The organism is Chryseobacterium tongliaonense (genome assembly GCF_041224435.1).
Classification (GTDB): domain Bacteria; phylum Bacteroidota; class Bacteroidia; order Flavobacteriales; family Weeksellaceae; genus Chryseobacterium; species Chryseobacterium tongliaoense.
This window is the reverse complement of record NZ_JBGFFD010000002.1, coordinates 373,718-391,285: the sequence shown is the minus strand read 5'-3', so window position 1 is coordinate 391,285 and position 17,568 is coordinate 373,718. Positions and strand designations below refer to the sequence as shown.

Below are 17,568 nucleotides of genomic sequence, written 5' to 3'. Positions count from 1 at the left end.
ATGCAAGGAAAAGGACTTATTACAATTGTTGCTATTGTACTAGGGTTGATTTGCTTAAATGAGCTATTACCAACTTGGTACGCCAGCAAAATTGAAAAGCAGGCAACTGCTATTGCAGGAGACAATCCGGAAAAGTATCAGAAAGAAATTGCCAGACTTTCTAAAGATACTTTGAATCTGGGATTCACAAAACTTTATTACTCTAAAGCGAAAGACAAAGAGATGAAACTCGGTCTTGACTTGAAAGGAGGGATTAACGTTCTTTTGGAAATTAACCAAAGAGACCTGGTAAATGATTTAACAAATTATTCTACCAATCCTGTACTTATCGAGGCTTTAAACAAGACTGATGAAGCTCAGAAGAATTCTACAAAATCTTACATCGACAATTTCTTCGAACAGTTTGATGCAGTAAACAAAGCTAAAGGTACCAATCTTAAGCTGGCAGATCCGGAAGTTTTCGGAAACACCACGCTTACTGAAATCAAATACAATACCACTGATGATCAGGTAAAAAGTATTGTAAAAAGAAGAATTGATGCTTCTGTAGGAACTGCCTTTGAAGTGATCAGAACGAGAATCGATAAAATGGGTGCTGTGCAGCCAAACGTTCAGAGAGTACCGGGTACTGCAAGAATTTCTGTGGAAATGCCGGGTATGAAGGACATCGATAAAGTGAAGAAAATGCTTCAGACTTCTGCAAAACTTCAGTTCTGGGAAGTACAGCAGGTTCCTGAAATAGCGCCATATTTCCAGACATTGACTACAATGGTAGCAGCAAAAGGTGATTCTATGGGTGTTGCGAAAACAACCAACTTTATGAATCTTTTGCACCTTGACAAGTTAAGAACAAATGGTGTTGCTAACGTAAAACTTTCTGATACTGCTGCTGTAAATAAAATTTTAAGCAGCAAAGTAGGTCAGTCTTTACGTCCGGCTAACATTAAATATACACAATTCATGTGGGGTTACAAACCTGAAGCTACTGATACTGAAAGTTTGGTATTGTATGCGATCAGAGGTAACATCAACCAGAAAGCTCCGGTAGACGGTGCTGTTGAAACTGCAAGCATCAGCTATGATGAGCTGAGCAGAGTAGTGGTAGACATGCAGATGGATTCCAAAGGAGCTAAAGAATGGAAAACTTTAACAGAGAAAAACGTTGGTAAGCCGGTAGCTGTAACTCTTGATAACAGAGTATACACAGCACCGAATGTTGTAAACGCTATTCCTAACGGTAGAACTCAGATCTCAGGTAACTTCTCTCAGGAAGAAGCTAAAGAACTGGTTGACGTTTTAGGAGCGGGTAAACTACCTGCAGGTGCAAAAGTAGTTCAGGCTACCGTTGTAGGACCTTCATTAGGACAGGAATCTATCAACGCAGGGATGATCTCTTTTGCGATTGCATTTTTAGTGATCATTGTTTATATCATTTTCTATTACGGAGGAGCAGGGGTGTACGCTGTAATCGCAATGATCATCAACTTATTCTATATTTTCGGAATTATGGATTCCGTAGATGCTACGCTTACCCTTCCCGGTATCGCAGGTATCGTATTAACGATGGCGATGGCGGTAGATACGAACGTAATTATCTATGAAAGAACTAAAGAGGAATTATTTGCAGGTAAGAGTATATTAGAAGCTTATAAAGACGGTTTCAAACATGCTTTAAGTGCTATTGTAGATGGTCACTTAACAACATTACTAACTGCAGGAGTACTTTTCCTTTTCGGAACCGGACCTATCAAAGGATTTGCTTTAACTTTAGGAATTGGTATCCTAATGACTTTCTTTACTTCGGTATTGATCTCCAGAGCAATGATCTTCTCAAGATTAAATAAAGGAAAACACCTTTCTGTCTGGACAGCTCCAACGAAAAATCTATTCAGAAATACGTGGATCGACTTCATCGGAAAAAGAAAATATGCTTATATTATTTCTGCAATATTAACGGTTATCAGCCTTGGATCTATGTTTATTCACGGTTTCAAATACGGTATCGACTTTACAGGAGGTAGAAACTATGTGGTAAGATTTGATAAAGATGTAAATGCTGAAGATATTGAAAGTAACTTAGTAAAAGTTTTCAAAACAGAAGACGGTAAAAACTCTTCCGTAGAAGCTAAAACTTTCGGAAATGCAAAACAACTGAAAATCTCTACAGATTATCTGATTGATGATGAGTCTTTAAAAGCCGACCAGACTGTTGAGCAAAAGCTATATGAAGGTTTAAAGACAAGCTTACCGGCCAATACTACTTTACGTGATTTCAAATCTGCTGATAAAGAACATGCAGGAATCATCTCTTCAGAAAAAGTAGGACCAACGGTAGCGGATGATATTAAAACTCACGGTATCCTTGCAGTTGTTGCTGCATTAGCAGGTATCTTCATCTATATCCTGGTAAGATTTAGAAAATGGCAGTTCTCTCTTGGTGCTGTTGCAGCATTATTCCACGATGCGGTAATCATTTTGGGAGCCTATTCATTGCTTCACAAATTCATGCCGTTCAACATGGAGATCAACCAGGATTTCATTGCAGCGATCTTAACTGTTTTAGGATACTCGATTAATGATACGGTAATCATCTTCGACAGAATCAGAGAATACCTGAGAGAGAAGAAATCTTTAACATTAGCAGGATTATTTGATGACTCTATCTCAAGTACATTAGGTAGAACGTTCAACACTTCATTTACGACCATCCTTGTAATTCTTGCCATCTTCATCTTCGGTGGTGATAACCTTAGAGGATTTATGTTTGCTATGTTGATCGGGATCGGATTCGGTACCTATTCATCCATATTCATTGCTTCGGCAATTGCCTATGATTTCCTGAAAACAGGAAAAGAAGAAGAAGTACACGGAAAAACAACTTCCAATAAAGAAGTACTTGCTTCAAAATAATTGAACTACAATAAATTATAAATAGCTGTCTCAGAAATGGGGCAGCTTTTTTTTGAACTAAAGTTGAGAGTTATAAGTTAAGAGTTTTGAATTATGAGTTTAAAAGCAGATTAAAAAACAATGGCAGTTATTTATTGCTATACTCACTCATAACTTATAACTCTTAACTCATAACTTTTAAACTCATCGCCTATTTCAACAATTTAGAATCATTATTTTCTTTATTTCACTATTTTTGCAGGATTATGGAAAATTCAAAGAAAAAAGCGGCCATAGGCTTCATTTTTATAACGTTATTGATTGATATTACAGGATGGGGAATCATCATTCCTGTAGTTCCGAAATTGATTGAGGAGCTGATTCATAGTGACATAAGTGAAGCTGCACAATATGGTGGCTGGCTTGGGTTTGCCTATGCTTTTACACAATTTATATTTTCTCCGGTTGTCGGTAACCTGAGTGATAAATATGGGCGGAGACCCATTATTCTGATTTCCCTTTTCGGATTTGCTGTGGATTATATTTTCCTGGCTTTGGCACCTACGATCTGGTGGCTGTTCTTAGGAAGAGTTATTGCAGGAATTACAGGGGCCAGTGTTACAACGGCCAGTGCTTATATTGCAGATATTTCTACAGATGAGGACAGAGCAAAAAACTTTGGACTGATAGGAGCGGCCTTTGGGCTCGGATTTATTATAGGACCGGTTTTGGGTGGAGTATTGGGACATTATGGAGCCAGAGTTCCTTTCTATGCGGCAGCAGGCTTATGTTTGCTGAATTTCCTGTATGGATATTTTATTCTTCCTGAAAGTTTAGATAAAGATAAACGCAGGGAATTTGACTGGAAGCGGGCGAATCCTGTAGGGTCATTTAAATTTTTAGGGAAGCACCCTGAAATTTCAGGATTGATCGTTGCTTTGATTTTAATATATGTTGCAGGCCATGCTGTACAGAGTAACTGGAGCTTCTTCACCATGTACGAATTCAGCTGGACAGAAAGAATGGTAGGGATTTCTCTTGGAGTAGTAGGGCTATTGGTTGGATTGGTGCAGGGACTTTTAATACGATGGACGACACCAAGGCTGGGAGAGCAGAAAAGTATCTATTACGGATTGGCATTATACGCCATCGGAATGTTGTTATTTGCTTTTGCTACGCAGGGCTGGATGATGTTTGCATTTCTTGTGCCTTACTGTTTAGGGGGAATCTGCGGTCCGGCACTTCAGTCGGTAATCACGAAGAGTGTTCCTTCCAATGAACAGGGAGAACTGCAGGGCGCATTGACGAGCCTGATGAGTGCCACTGCGATTATAGGACCTCCGATGATGACCAATTTATTCTATTATTTTACGCATGATGAAGCACCGTTCAAGTTTTCGGGAGCGCCGTTCTTCCTGGCTTTTGTACTGATGTCAATAAGTGTGGTGATCACTTATTATGCATTTCAGAAAAAAGAGATTAAGAAATAATTTAATTTAAAATAAAAAATCGGGGAATCAAATTTGATTCCCCGATTTGAGTTGAAATATAATTGAGTTGAAGAAATGTAATTAAGGATAAAGAGATTTTGTCCCGTTACTTACGATATTGCTTCCCAATCCTGAGAATGATACCGAAAAATTAGTGGAATTAAAGCTTAAAGAACCGACAGGTGTACATAGCCCGAGAGCATATCTGCACTGTCCGTAAGCTCCGGTTTTTTTAATTACTTTGCTTTCGCTTTTGGCTTTGCCTAAACTGATATTTCCCCAGTCGCTTACATCCACATTAGAAACGGTAGAACCTGAATAATAGATCGTAATCTGATATCCGATTTCTCCTCTTTTAGAACCCCAAAGCCAATTGGCAGTCCACCATTGCTTATACCATTTGGAGGCTACTTTTGCCTGTGTATGATCAGATGATTCCTCATTGGTACTTCTGGTATTCATCATGATCAGTCCGCCCATGATATTATCCCAGATAATCCCTGAGTTGTTGTAAAAACATAGAGATGTAAAATTTTCACCTTTGTAAGTCCATGTAATCTCCATAACTTCCGTGCCTGTTTTTACTTCCTGCGCAACGACTTCTTTCAAACCTTTCTGAGCGGCAGACAAATCTTCTCCCGAATATAAATTCCCCATTTTCCCGATCTTCACAGATGAAGCATCCATGATGTTACCATAAGCAATTGTATTAGCTTTATCGGAAACCACATCCTGGGAAACAGAAATTCCTTTTTGCGAGGTAAGCTTTCCTAAAACCGTCATTCCGGTAATCTGTAAATCATTTTTAAGTTGAGCTTCAAGATTTTTCCTGGTGTCATTCAACTGAGTTTGTACAGCATCCGGAATAGATTGAGAAGAAGGAGTAAGCTCCCTTTTCAGATCGGCAACTGATGTTTTGGAAGCGCTTTCCTGAAAACTATCCCTGTTTTCATCCTGACAGCTGTTCAGTGATAATACCGCAAACACGGCAAGCACCTTAAAGGAGGTCAATAATTTTTTCATAGTTAAAATATTTAATGTTGGTGGACTAAATTTAATAAAAAAGAAAATATAATTCCCTTAAATTAGAATTAATTATTTATTAACACTAAACAATCAACTCTTAACAATCATCTTTCAACCCCAAAAAATAAATCTTAAAATTTCTTTAAAAGTTTATGTTTCATCATTATATATGTATAATCTTTTGTAATTTTACATCATGGAATTAAGCTTTGGAGAAATGGCATTGATTGCAGTGGCAATCGTTGTATTATTCGGACCGGATAAACTCCCTCAAATAGCGCGTGACTTAGGTGCAGGCGTAAGAAAAATGCGTGGTGCGGTGGAAGACATCAAAACTGAAATTATGAAGGAAACAGATAACCCTGTTTCTGAAATTAAGCGTGAGATTGAAAAGGTAAAAGATGCTGCGAAAGATTTTAATCCTATGAAAGATATCGAAAAAGATATTCTGACACAACCTGCCGCTTCTGAAGAACCTCTTAAATTAAAACCTTCTGAAGATGAAACTCACGAAGGTCCTGTAAGCAGATAATTGATGGAAGAGATTATTCAGGAAGATAAAAAGGTCTTTTTGTTTCTCAATAATTTGGGCGACACTCCCTTCGACCAGTTTTGGATGTTGATATCCAGCACCTGGATCTGGGTTCCTTTGTATATCATATTTCTTTATTTACTTTATAAAAATTATAAACTAAGATCTTTAGTTTTTATCCTTTTATTTATTGCCATCGGAGTTACGATTTCAGATCAGCTGGCAAGTGTTTTCAAACACGGAGTGGCAAGATTAAGGCCTTGTCATGACCCGACTCTGGAGCATCACATGAGGATTGTAAAATGTGGCGGGCAATTCGGATTTTATTCTGCCCATGCTTCAAATACCTTCTTTTTAGCAACTTATTTAGGTATTTTACTTAAAAAGAACCTTAAATGGTTTCCTTATGCTATATTTGTATGGGCTGCAATAGTTTCTTACAGCCGCATATATTTAGGAGTGCATTTCCCGATAGATATTTTGGTGGGGGCGTTTGTTGGACTTTTATTGGGAGTGATATTTGCTGCGCTCGCAAAAAAAGTAATCAACAAACAAAATATAACCTCATGAAAAAACATTTATTTTTTCTAGCTTTAACACTTATTTCAATTAATCTTTACGCTCAGGATGCAAAAACTGCAGAAGAATGCTTTAAAAAAGCAGATTATAAATGTGCAGAAGAACAATATTCAAAACTGGCCCAAAGCGAAAAAATCCAGCAGATCCAGTCTTCCTATTACAATTATTTAGGTACTGCGCAAAGAAGATTGGGAAAAACAACTTCTGCTTTCAAATCTTATGAATCTGCATTAAAAGCAAATCCAATGTCGGCAGCTGTTTATGCCAACCTGGGCTCCATTCATGGACAGAAAGGGAATAAGCAGGCAGCTCTGGACTATCTTAATAAAGGGCTTCAGATAGAACCTGAAAATGCAGAGATGTACCTTACCCGTTCTAAAGTTTATGAGAATTTGGGTAAAAAAGATCTGGCTGCAAAAGATTTAAACCAGATTTTAAGCTTTGCTCCGGATAATATTTATGCGAGAACCGGTTTAGCCAATCTTAAGAAGAACAGTGGTGATCTGGAAGGTGCTTTAAAAGATTATAATCAGTTAATTTCTGAAAAACCGGAATCCTTGTTGTACAGCGGAAGAGGGGATGTTTATTTTAAATTAAAGAAAAATAAGGAAGCTCTTACTGATGTGAATAAAGCGATTTCTATTGATCCTAAATTTGCCCAGGCATACGTAAATAAAGCGTTGATCTTATTTGAAACGGCAAAACCGAAGGAAGCATGTGCAAGTCTGGATAAAGCAGTAAGCTTAGGCTACGAAAAACCTTTGCTTCTTGAATATTATTCGAAATGTGAAGTGAAAAAATAATTTTCACTGGTGGCTGAGGCTCCCGAAGCCACCTGATTTAATCATTATGATAAGGTTTCCCCTGTAAAATCTGATCAGCCCTGTATAGCTGTTCCACAATGAATAGCCGGATCATCTGATGGGTAAAGGTCATTTTGGACAGTGACATTTTTTCATTGGCCCTGCTGTATATTTCCTCTGAAAAACCATAAGCTCCACCAATCAGTAAGTGTATTTTTTTAACGGAAGAATTCATCCAGGTATCTATTTTTTGTGAAAACTCCCTGCTCGTAAACTGTTTTCCTTTTTCGTCCAGAATCACCACCAGGTCATTCTTATCAATATGATGCATGAAAAGTTTGGCTTCTTCCTTCTTTAAAAGATCAGGAGACAGGTTTTTGGCATTTTTGATATCCGGAATTTCGATGATTTCAAAATTCCAGTGTTTAGGAAGGCGGTTGAGATAATAATTAATTAAAGAGGTGATTTCTTTATCATCTGTTTTACCGATACAAAGTAAACTGATTCGCATAAGGAGTATAATCTATTTCAAAGGTCAAAGATATTCATAATTTAAAGAATTATTTCCATATCAGACGCCTGTTTTTACCGGGATTGTCATTGAGAGCCTGCAGCATTATTTAAAAAATATGTATTTTTACAATATTGCCACACCTATGATGAAATCGAGATTGATCTCTTGTTTGTTTTTATATTTTCCGTTATCTTCTTTCAGTCAGGAAGTTAATGAGTTTGACAGTAAAAAATATCTGGAAGAAGATCATCATAAAATCTCGCTGGTAACCGGGGTAAGCTATATAAACAATTCCTTCGGGTTGCTTTCTGAGCATCAGACATTTTTATTGAAGCCCAATGATTCCTTTTATACGGAATTTTTTCTGAGATACAGATGGCTTGATGCAAGTATTTCTTTCGCCCCGAAGCTGATCAGGATCAATAATGATGATGATACAAAAGGAAAAACAAAATATTTTAACCTGGGATTTGCTTTTTTTCTGACACCTAAGCTAAGACAATCTGTGAGCTATAGCCAAATAAAAGGACTGTATCTGGAAAGTACAAAAGAATTTTTTTATTCCTTTTTAGACGGTTTGGATTTTGGAGCAATATCCGATGATTATCTTATTTTTCCTGATGCAAAGTACCGGTCTTTCAAAGGTGAAACAAGTTATCTGTGGGTAGGCAATAAAGAAAGTTACAGAAGCTATACCAATATGACGTATAAACCTCTGAAAAATGATTTCGTAGTGATCAGCGGATTGTTTTATCAGTATAATATAATGAAAGATATTGACCGGCTGATTTATCAAGGACAGGAACTGAATGATGGAAGTACAAAACAGCCACCCACAAAAGATATAAGGATAGCCCTAAGAAGCGGAGTCGGAATGCAGAGGATAATTAAAAATAACTGGTATGCAGTCGTAGAGCTTTATCCGCAGGTAAATTATTCAAAATTGATCGGGGAAGATTATCATGAATTTAATTTTGGCCTTAATTCCAATGCTAGATTAGGCTATGACAACGGAAAATGGTTTTTTGGAGGCGGTGCTCAGGTCAACTGGGTCAATAATTCTAATGAAAACTTTTATTCCACTACACAGTGGCAGTTTAGAATGGGAGTGGGAATGAGAATTAATTCCCCTAAATTTGTCAATAGGAATTTTGATAAAATAGATCAGATTTTAAAATAAAACAGAGAGAAAAATGGGTATAAAAGTTCCTGGATTTATCCTGAAAGTACAAGAATTCTTAGATAATATACATATCCCGGTTTTAGGGATATCGCTCTGGCAGATGTTCCAGATCTATATTTCGGGGATCTTTAAAGGGAAAATCGGACGAAAGGCAGCGGCTATTTCCTGGAGTTTTACGATCAGTTTATTCCCGTTCCTCCTTTTCCTGTTATCTGTTTTGCCTTATATGCCTCATTATGATAAGCTTCAGTTTTATATTTTCGAGGTTTTGATCCATAATGTTTTTCCATCCAATATGGAAACCGATGTGAGAGGATATATTGAACAGAGCATTATTCCGAATATGAAAGGAATCAGTAACCTGACCATTGTCCTGGCTTTGGTTTTTGCAACCAACGGAACGTTTTCCCTGATTAACGGGTTTAATGAAAATTCCGAAGAGAAATTAAGCGATGTAAAAGAATTTATACTTTCATTCTTTATTACCATTGGTTTTATTACGATCGTTTTCCTTGCACTGTTCGGAGTATATTACGTAGAGGTTGTAATGAAGCTTTTTACGCCTGCCTACAACATTTCCTGGCTGGTGAAAAACCTTTCCAAAATCATTGGTTTTGTATCTTTTCCTTTGTTTTATTTTATTCTTCTGGCGATGTTTTACTGGTTGGGAACGGTAAAAATTACAAGGTTCAGACAGGCAATTCCGGGAGCTATTTTAACAACCGTTTTATTTGTGGCCACCACCTTCATTTTTGCAATTTACGTTAAAGATATTGCAAGATATAACGTGCTGTACGGTTCCATTGGAAGTATGATACTACTGATGGTTTGGGTTAACGTCAACGTATATCTGCTGTTATTCGGAAATGAACTTAATATGGCAATCAGAAAGCTCAGAATAGAAAAACTATTGTCTGATGAACTTAAAAAAGAAGCCTTACACTATCACTCATCTACCGAACCGAATTTGGAAGGAGAGGAAGCTCACACAAGGACATTGAACAAAAATTAATCAGAAATTTCTGTGTTCTCCTTGGAACTGAAACTCAAGACTAAATATCCCGCAACAGCTGCTACAAAGGAAGCTATTAAAATGGCAAATTTCGCTTCATCCTGAATATCTATTTCCCCTTTAAACGAAAGCAGGGCAATAAAAATAGACATGGTAAAACCGATTCCCGCCAACAAGCCTACACCCAGCATCTGAGGCCAGGAACTGTTCTGCGGAAGCGAGCTCAGTTTAAATTTAATCGCAATAAAAGAAAACAAATTGATTCCGATGAGTTTTCCGAGAATCAATCCACCGATAATTCCCAAACCTAAAGTGCTCGTCAGTCCTTCTACCATTCCGTTATTAAACGCGATATTGGTATTCGTTAATGCGAATATAGGCATGATGACAAAGCTTACCGGAACATGAAGCTTGTGTTCCAGTTTTTCCAGAGGTGAGATTTCTACGTTTGAAACATTCGTAGGAATTGAAAACGCCAGCAATACGCCAGCAATGGTCGCATGGATCCCTGAATGATGCAGGAAATACCATAAAAATAAGCCCGGAATAATATAAAAAACCAGTTTGGTAACCTTTAAAAAGTTTAATAGGAATAATAAGGCAGCCACCCCGGCAGATAAAAACAGGTACATCCAATGAATCTGATCGGTGTAAAAAATGGCAATCACTAAAATGGCTCCGAGGTCATCAACAATGGCAAGAGCAGCAAGGAAAATTTTAATGGAATTGGGAATCTTACTTCCCAGCATCGAAATAATGGCCAAGGAAAAAGCAATATCCGTTGCCATTGGAATTCCCCAACCGTTCTGATATTCTGTTCCGGAATTAAAAAAGGTATAAATAACCGCAGGAACTATCATTCCGCCAACGGCTGCAAAGATGGGTAATGAAGCATTTTTGAAAGATGAAAGCTCGCCTTCCACCAGCTCTCTCTTAATTTCAAGGCCGACCAGAAGAAAGAAAACAGCCATCAGTCCGTCATTGATCCAGATGCTTATGGGATATTTTAAATGAAAAAGGTCAATTCCTGTTTCCCGGTCTAAAAGTCGTTGAAAACCTTTTCCCATAGAAGAATTGGCTATCAGTAAAGAGATCGCCACACAAAAAATCAGTATGATTCCTGAAGACTGGCTGCTCTTGAAAAATTTTTTAAAATATAAACTTAAATTCATGCTTAAGATTGTAAACGTCTCACTCTTGAAACTCCGTTAATGGCATTTAATTTTTTAAATGTCTCTTCCAGCTGGTTTTTATTTTTGACTTCGAGATTGATATTCCCGGTAAAAATCCCATTGTTGGATTCAATAGACATACTCTTCATATCCATTCCCATAGTACCGCTGATGACCGCTGTAATATCGTTGATCATACCCATTCTGTCAAGACCTTCAATCTCAATTTTCACTCTGTTTTTGAAACTTTCGGCATTTACCCATTTTGCAGGAATTACCCTGTAGTCATATTGTGCCCTCAGGTTGATGGCATTCGGGCAGTTGTCACTGTGCACTTTGATTCCGTCTGAGATTGTTATAAATCCGAAAATTTTATCTCCCGGTATCACGGTGCAGCATTTTGCATAGGTGTAGTTCAGTTTCTCCTCATCTTTTCCGAAAACAATCATATCGAGATTTACCTCTTTCGGCTCTTCATAGACTGCATTTTTAGTAGGAGATTTCCTGAATCTTGAAAGAATGTTGTTGAATACGTTTTTACTTTCAATATATTTCCTGAGGCTGCTTGCATCCAGCTCATTGGTCTGGAATTTTAAGAACAGCTCCTGGGATGTCTTTAAATTAAAGAATTTCTGAAGTTTGTTGATCTCTTCATCATTAAAGTTGATCTTCGCATGGCGCAGCTTTCTTTGCAGGATTTCTTTTCCTTCTTCTACCAGCTGGTTTTTTTGAGAATTAAGGTAACCTTTGATCTTTGACTTTGCTTTTGAAGTCACTACAAATTCCAGCCAGTCGAATTTAGGCTTTTGATTTTGTGAAGAAAGAATATCTACCTGATCTCCGTTTTGAAGAACATAAGAAATAGGGACCAGCTTACCGTTGATTTTGGCTCCAAGACATTTCATTCCCAGATCAGAGTGAACGGCAAATGCAAAATCCAAAGCAGTTGCATTGGTTGGTAAAATCTTGATTTCCCCTTTTGGAGTAAATACAAAAACCTCTTTTGAATATAAATTAAGTTTAATATTATCCAAAAGTTCTGTCGTGGAAAGATCATGCTGCTGCTCAAGGACATCACGGATCTCGGTAACCCATCTTTCAAAATTTTTGTCGTCAGAGGTTTGCTTATAGCCTTCTTTGTATTTGTAATGGGCTGCAACCCCTTTTTCAGCAATTTCATCCATTCTTTCGGAACGGATCTGCACTTCAATCCATTTTTTATCGGGACCAAGTACAGTAAGATGTAAACTTTCATATCCTGTAGAACGGGGCTGGGTGATCCAGTCGCGCATTCTGGAAGGATTACTGTGGTAAACATCCGTAACGATGGAATAAATCTTCCAGGCCAGGAACTTTTCATTTTTGGCATCCGATTTATAAATGATCCTGATGGCATAGTTATCAAAAACCTCTTCGAAAGAAACCCCCTGCTTCAGCATTTTTCTGTAAATCGATGAAATGGCCTTTGCACGGCCTTTTATCGTAAAGTTTAAACCTTCTTCTTTTAATCTCTGGGTAACTTCCGTTTTGAATTCCTCAATATATCTTTCCCGGTTTTCTTTCGCTAATTCTAATTTTTCAGTGATTTCGCTGTAGATCTCCGGATTGTTGTATTTTAATGATAAGTCTTCAAGCTCAGATTTTATGTTGTACAAGCCTAAGCGGTGAGCCATCGGAGCGTAGATGTAAACCGTTTCGGAAGCAATTTTCTTTTGCTTGTCCGGAGCCATGCTTTCCAGCGTACGCATATTATGCAGGCGGTCGGCAATTTTAATCAGAATAACCCTGAAATCTTCGGAAAGCGTCAGCAGCAGTTTTCTGTAATTCTCAGACTGTACAGAGATATTTTGATGGTTCATGATGGATATTTTGGTCAATCCATTCACGATATTGGATATTTTAGGCCCGAAAATTTTCTTTAAATCTTCATAAGTATAATCAGAATCTTCAATGACGTCGTGCAAAAGCGCACAGGCAATGGAAGTTGCTCCCAGACCGATTTCCGTAGCGACAATTTTCGCAACGGCAATAGGGTGGTAGATGTAAGGTTCCCCGGATTTTCTTCTCTGATCTTTGTGGGCATCTAATGCAATATCAAATGCCTTCCGGATGAGTTTATTGTTTTCCTCGTCCAGAGTTCTGTAAGTATTTGAAATCAGATCTTTATATCTTGCAAGGATTTCCTTGTTTTCCTGTTCTAAGTCGTAACTCATTTGTGTAAAAGCCTATAATTACACGAAAATACGAAAATTTTCTCACTTTTCAAACAACAAAAAATCCGCAGAATACTCCACGGATTTCCGGTTATTAGAATTTATTCTTAAATGGTTTTAAAATTTCACCTCTGAATCAATGCCACTGCTTGATGCTTTAATCCTGACATCGGGGCTGTTATGGATTTCAGCTTTATTTCGGGCATCTATATAGCTTTTGATATTATTATAATCAGCCTGTTCAATTTTCATATTTTCAAACAGATAGGTTTTTAAAACAGAATTCCGGTTAAAAATATTCCGGGCGTTATCTACCTGGTCGGTATCTTTTACAGCAACACTCGCAAGGTATTGAGCGCCGTGATGGGCATCATCAAGATATACAATATAATCTGAGTTTTCGAATCCTGAATCTTCAAGATCAGCTTCGAGCTTTTTGTAATCGCTGTGATGTTCAAATAATCCAGCTAATATATTTGACATAAGCAATAGTTTTAAATTTGTACTTAAAGATACTAATAAATTATAATACGTTGCAATATTTTTAAATAAATTGTTTAATTTTTATTTTATCTATAATTTTTAGTTAAAATATTTGAGGATATCTATTGAACATGTGTTTAAATTTATGAAATTTGAATTACTGTTTTTCCAGTGTTAAAATATGCTGACTGTTTACGCAGTTTAATCTTAAAAAATGTTTTGTTTTTCAGTCACTGGTGGAGTATGTAGATACTTTTGAACATTTTGTGTTTTTTAATGATTTAATTTTCAAATTGTTGAGAATTATTTGCATACGAATAACAAAAATCTCAAATTTGCTGCTTAACCAAAAACAAAATAAACCATGAGAATAATTTTAATGGCTTTTTTTCTCTTATCATTAGCCTTTCAGGCACAAACTTATAACTGGACCGCATTTTCTTATCCCACTTCTAATGGGGGCAGGTTTGATGATGTATTTTTTCTCAATGAAAATCTGGGTTGGGCAGCACGTGGCGGAAACGGAGCGGTCTTCAAAACTACAGATGGCGGAAGCAGCTGGGCTCAGCAAACAGTGGGCTCCCCGGCTAACGAATATTACAGAAATATTGAATTTTTAAATGAAAATGTCGGATTTCTGGGAACATTAAGTGAAAATTTCTATAAAACTAGCGATGGCGGGAATTCCTGGCAGAGAGTGACCAATATATCACCATATCCGCAGGCAATATGTGGTTTGGATTGTGTGGGAACTTCTACAATATACGGTTGTGGGGCATGGTTTTCTCCGGCCTTTATTATAAAATCTACCGATAGCGGGAATACATGGCAGTATATTGACATGTCTGCTTATGCTTTTGCCCTGGTGGAAATTGTATTCATTGATGAGAATGTAGGTTTTGTAGGTGGAAGCGATGATGACGGGGCGGTAATTCTTAAGACGACTGATGGAGGTGCCAGCTGGACAAAAATTTACAACAGCAATATCCCGTTTGAATATGTCTGGAAAATGCAGCTTCTGGATAACAATAAAATGTTTGGGTCTATTGAATCTGAAACTCCGAATTCCGGGAAACTGATAAAATCATTCAATGGAGGTTTTACATGGGAATCTAAAGATTTTCCTGATGTGTATGTGCAGGCTGTTGGTTTTACTTCATCAACCCACGGTTGGATGGGAGGTCACAATACAGGTTTTTATGAAACTTTTGACGGCGGAGATACATGGACTAATACCGGAGTGGGTAGTACTTTAAACAGGATATTTTTTGTAAATAATAATGTAGCCTATGCTGCAGGAGCCAGCATCTATAAAATGACAGTCGGTAATCTTGGGACGCAGGAAATGACGGAAGATCATCTGGTAAGAAAACTCCGCATAGATGTAGCTCCGAATCCTGTAAAAGACAAGCTGAATCTGGATATTCATTTTTTACATTCGGATCATATTATTATCGGACTGTATGAAGCTTCAGGGAAGTTTATCAAAAATATTTTGAAAGATGATGTAAAGACTAAAGAAACTAAAAAATATTCCCTGGATTTTAATTATCCGAAAGGTAACTATTTATTGAATGTGCATTCCAATCTCGGAAGACAGGCAATAAAAATTATAAAAGAATAACTGATAAAACAAAGGCGTAGATCATTTCTACGCCTTTTATTTTTAGAATAATTATCTTAACTAAACTTATAGTCTTAATGAAATCTTAATGGTTAAAGTTAACCCAGTCTTTCATTTTTTATTTCCTCCACAATCTCAGGATTTAATAATGTTGAAATATCTCCGAAATTACTGAAATCACCTTCCGCAATTTTTCTTAAAATCCTACGCATGATCTTTCCTGAACGCGTTTTAGGAAGCCCTGAAACAAACTGTATCTTATCAAGCTTCGCAATAGGACCGATCTGGTCTGAAATCAACTGGTTAATTTCCTTTTTCAGATTTTCCCTCTGACGGCTTTCACCGGTTTCTTTCAGTACCACATAACCGTATAAAGCATTTCCTTTGATGTCATGAGGATAGCCCACAATTGCTGATTCTGCGACGGCAGGGTGTTGGTTGATGCTGTCTTCGATAGGAGCGGTTCCAAGATTATGCCCGGAAACGATGATCACATCATCTACACGCCCGGTGATTCTGTAATAACCTACTTCATCTCTTAAAGCACCGTCACCTGTAAAATACTTCCCCGGAAAGGCGGTAAAATAAGTTTCTTTATAGCGCTGGTGATCACCCCAGATCGTTCTGGCAATTCCCGGCCACGGAAAGCGGATACAAAGGTTTCCGGTTACCTGGTTTCCTGTAATTTCATTGCGTTTGTCATCCATCAGAACCGGTTGTATTCCCGGCAGAGGCAGGGTAGCATAAGTAGGTTTTGTAGGAGTTACAAACGGGATAGGAGAGATCATAATTCCGCCGGTTTCCGTTTGCCACCAGGTATCTACGATCGGACATTTTTTCTTGCCAACGTGATCGTTAAACCAATGCCATGCTTCATCGTTAATGGGTTCTCCAACAGATCCGATTACTTTTAATGAGCTTAAATCATGTTTATCCACCCATTCCGCGCTTTCTTTAGCCAAAGAACGGATGGCCGTAGGAGCGGTATAGAACTGGGTGATTTTATGCTTTTCAATAACTTCCCAGAAACGGTCCGGTTCAGGATAAGTAGGAATTCCTTCAAAGATTACTGTCGTAGCTCCGTTGCACAATGGTCCGTAAAGGATGTACGAATGTCCTGTGATCCAACCGATATCAGCAGTACACCAGTAGATGTCATTTTCCTGGTAATTGAAAATATTTTTAAATGTATAAGCCGTATACACCATGTATCCGGCGGTGGTATGAAGCATTCCTTTGGGTTTTCCCGTAGAACCGGAAGTATAAAGAATAAAAAGCGGATCTTCGGCATCCATGATCACCGTAACAAAATCCTGAGACGCTTTATCGTACAGCTCAGACATCCAGTAATCTCTGCCATCCTTCATTTTGACTTCATTGTGGGTTCTTTTTACCACTAAAACAGATTCTATGCTCGGTGTTTTTTCAAGGGCTTCATCGACAATGCTTTTCAGGTCTAAAACTTTATTTCCCCTGTAGCTTCCGTCTGATGTGATCACCATTTTAGCCTCACAGTCATTGATTCTTGAAGCAACAGCATTGGCTGAAAATCCCGCAAAAATCACCGAATGTACAGCGCCTAATTTGGCACAGGCTAACATTGTAACGGCAAGTTCCGGGATCATCGGAAGATAAATGCATACACGGTCTCCCTTTTCGATGCCCATTTCTCTCAGTACATTGGCGGTCTTGTTTACCCTTGTATAAAGTTCGTTGTAAGAAATGTGCAATGCTTCTTCTTTCGGGTCGTTGGGTTCCCAGATGATCGCTGTTTTATCCCCTCTTTCATTTAGATGCCTGTCGATGCAGTTTTTGGTAATATTGAGCTTGGCATTTTTAAACCAGGTGATTTTAGCTTCGTTCATGTCGTACTTAACAACCTTGCTCCATCTCTGATACCACACAAAGTTCTGATCAGCTATTTTGTCCCAGAATTTCTTAGGATTTTTAATAGATTTCTTATACTCTTCAAAATAATGCGGTAAATCTTCTATTAAGTAATTTCTCATATTTCTTTCGTTTTTGAAATTTGAATTTATAGATCTAAA

Annotated in this window: 14 protein-coding genes; 8 read left to right on the top strand and 6 right to left on the bottom strand. The window is 37.7% G+C overall.

Annotated elements, in window-relative coordinates; genetic code table 11:
* Both secD and AB8P06_RS05965 read left to right on the top strand, forming a co-directional pair.
* A complete protein-coding gene (gene secD / locus AB8P06_RS05970) occupies positions 1-2,910 on the top strand; it encodes a protein translocase subunit SecD (RefSeq protein ID WP_369839242.1) in 2,910 nt (969 codons plus the stop codon).
* Between the two features lie 245 nt (positions 2,911-3,155).
* Positions 3,156-4,379, top strand: a complete 1,224-nt coding sequence (locus AB8P06_RS05965) for a TCR/Tet family MFS transporter (protein WP_369839239.1) — start codon at positions 3,156-3,158, stop codon at positions 4,377-4,379.
* 81 nt (positions 4,380-4,460) lie between these two features.
* Here AB8P06_RS05965 and AB8P06_RS05960 read toward each other — a convergent pair whose 3' ends face one another.
* Positions 4,461-5,402, bottom strand: a complete 942-nt coding sequence (locus tag AB8P06_RS05960) for a hypothetical protein (protein ID WP_369839236.1) — start codon at positions 5,400-5,402, stop codon at positions 4,461-4,463.
* A 199-nt stretch (positions 5,403-5,601) separates the two neighbouring features.
* Between AB8P06_RS05960 and AB8P06_RS05955 the strand changes: the two genes are divergently transcribed.
* From AB8P06_RS05955 to AB8P06_RS05945, 3 genes are read left to right on the top strand one after another with little or no spacing between them, the layout of a single operon-like run.
* Positions 5,602-5,937 (top strand): Sec-independent protein translocase subunit TatA/TatB, encoded by a 336-nt coding sequence (locus tag AB8P06_RS05955; RefSeq protein WP_369839234.1) that lies wholly within the window; start codon positions 5,602-5,604, stop codon positions 5,935-5,937.
* Between the two features lie 3 nt (positions 5,938-5,940).
* Positions 5,941-6,507, top strand: a complete 567-nt coding sequence (locus AB8P06_RS05950) for a phosphatase PAP2 family protein (protein WP_369839231.1) — start codon at positions 5,941-5,943, stop codon at positions 6,505-6,507.
* A complete protein-coding gene (locus tag AB8P06_RS05945; protein WP_369839228.1) occupies positions 6,504-7,319 on the top strand; it encodes a tetratricopeptide repeat protein in 816 nt (271 codons plus the stop codon). Before AB8P06_RS05950 ends, AB8P06_RS05945 begins: the two co-directional genes overlap by 4 nt.
* 37 nt (positions 7,320-7,356) lie before the next feature.
* Here the strand turns inward: AB8P06_RS05945 and AB8P06_RS05940 are convergent, their stop codons facing one another.
* Positions 7,357-7,830 (bottom strand): 23S rRNA (pseudouridine(1915)-N(3))-methyltransferase RlmH, encoded by a 474-nt coding sequence (locus tag AB8P06_RS05940; protein WP_369839227.1) that lies wholly within the window; start codon positions 7,828-7,830, stop codon positions 7,357-7,359.
* Positions 7,831-7,948: 118 nt separating this feature from the next.
* Here AB8P06_RS05940 and AB8P06_RS05935 point away from each other — a divergent pair, with 118 nt between their 5' ends.
* On the top strand, positions 7,949-9,013 hold the full coding sequence (locus AB8P06_RS05935) for a DUF4421 family protein (RefSeq protein WP_369839224.1): 1,065 nt from the start codon (positions 7,949-7,951) through the stop codon (positions 9,011-9,013).
* A 13-nt stretch (positions 9,014-9,026) separates the two neighbouring features.
* A complete protein-coding gene (locus AB8P06_RS05930) occupies positions 9,027-10,028 on the top strand; it encodes a YihY/virulence factor BrkB family protein (RefSeq protein WP_369839221.1) in 1,002 nt (333 codons plus the stop codon).
* Here the strand turns inward: AB8P06_RS05930 and nhaA are convergent.
* The 3 genes from nhaA to AB8P06_RS05915 all read right to left on the bottom strand — a co-directional run bounded on the left by nhaA (position 10,025) and on the right by AB8P06_RS05915 (position 13,896).
* Positions 10,025-11,200: a Na+/H+ antiporter NhaA gene (gene nhaA, locus AB8P06_RS05925; protein ID WP_369839219.1), complete on the bottom strand. Its 1,176-nt coding sequence runs from the start codon at positions 11,198-11,200 to the stop codon at positions 10,025-10,027. The genes AB8P06_RS05930 and nhaA overlap by 4 nt on opposite strands.
* Positions 11,201-11,202: 2 nt before the next feature.
* Positions 11,203-13,413 (bottom strand): RelA/SpoT family protein, encoded by a 2,211-nt coding sequence (locus tag AB8P06_RS05920; RefSeq protein WP_369839216.1) that lies wholly within the window; start codon positions 13,411-13,413, stop codon positions 11,203-11,205.
* Between the two features lie 117 nt (positions 13,414-13,530).
* Positions 13,531-13,896 carry a hypothetical protein gene (locus AB8P06_RS05915; RefSeq protein ID WP_369839213.1) on the bottom strand — a complete coding sequence of 122 codons (366 nt, stop codon included), beginning with the start codon at positions 13,894-13,896 and terminating at the stop codon, positions 13,531-13,533.
* Positions 13,897-14,260: 364 nt separating this feature from the next.
* Between AB8P06_RS05915 and AB8P06_RS05910 the strand changes: the two genes are divergently transcribed.
* Complete coding sequence (locus AB8P06_RS05910) at positions 14,261-15,520, top strand: YCF48-related protein (RefSeq protein ID WP_369839210.1); 1,260 nt, start codon at positions 14,261-14,263, stop codon at positions 15,518-15,520.
* 98 nt (positions 15,521-15,618) lie between these two features.
* Here the strand turns inward: AB8P06_RS05910 and acs are convergent, their stop codons facing one another.
* A complete protein-coding gene (gene acs / locus AB8P06_RS05905; protein ID WP_369840047.1) occupies positions 15,619-17,559 on the bottom strand; it encodes an acetate--CoA ligase in 1,941 nt (646 codons plus the stop codon).
* Positions 17,560-17,568 lie beyond the last annotated feature (9 nt).

What these genes read in the sequence shown, in the direction of transcription:
- AB8P06_RS05950 (WP_369839231.1), top strand. Translation starts at nt 5,941, where the DNA reads ATGGAAGAGATTATTCAGGAAGATAAAAAGGTCTTTTTGTTTCTCAAT.
- AB8P06_RS05915 (WP_369839213.1), bottom strand. Translation starts at nt 13,896, where the DNA reads ATGTCAAATATATTAGCTGGATTATTTGAACATCACAGCGATTACAAA.
- AB8P06_RS05935 (WP_369839224.1), top strand. Translation starts at nt 7,949, where the DNA reads ATGTATTTTTACAATATTGCCACACCTATGATGAAATCGAGATTGATC.
- AB8P06_RS05960 (WP_369839236.1), bottom strand. Translation starts at nt 5,402, where the DNA reads ATGAAAAAATTATTGACCTCCTTTAAGGTGCTTGCCGTGTTTGCGGTA.
- AB8P06_RS05910 (WP_369839210.1), top strand. Translation starts at nt 14,261, where the DNA reads ATGAGAATAATTTTAATGGCTTTTTTTCTCTTATCATTAGCCTTTCAG.
- AB8P06_RS05945 (WP_369839228.1), top strand. Translation starts at nt 6,504, where the DNA reads ATGAAAAAACATTTATTTTTTCTAGCTTTAACACTTATTTCAATTAAT.
- AB8P06_RS05940 (WP_369839227.1), bottom strand. Translation starts at nt 7,830, where the DNA reads ATGCGAATCAGTTTACTTTGTATCGGTAAAACAGATGATAAAGAAATC.
- AB8P06_RS05920 (WP_369839216.1), bottom strand. Translation starts at nt 13,413, where the DNA reads ATGAGTTACGACTTAGAACAGGAAAACAAGGAAATCCTTGCAAGATAT.
- nhaA (WP_369839219.1), bottom strand. Translation starts at nt 11,200, where the DNA reads ATGAATTTAAGTTTATATTTTAAAAAATTTTTCAAGAGCAGCCAGTCT.
- secD (WP_369839242.1), top strand. Translation starts at nt 1, where the DNA reads ATGCAAGGAAAAGGACTTATTACAATTGTTGCTATTGTACTAGGGTTG.
- AB8P06_RS05965 (WP_369839239.1), top strand. Translation starts at nt 3,156, where the DNA reads ATGGAAAATTCAAAGAAAAAAGCGGCCATAGGCTTCATTTTTATAACG.
- AB8P06_RS05930 (WP_369839221.1), top strand. Translation starts at nt 9,027, where the DNA reads ATGGGTATAAAAGTTCCTGGATTTATCCTGAAAGTACAAGAATTCTTA.
- AB8P06_RS05955 (WP_369839234.1), top strand. Translation starts at nt 5,602, where the DNA reads ATGGAATTAAGCTTTGGAGAAATGGCATTGATTGCAGTGGCAATCGTT.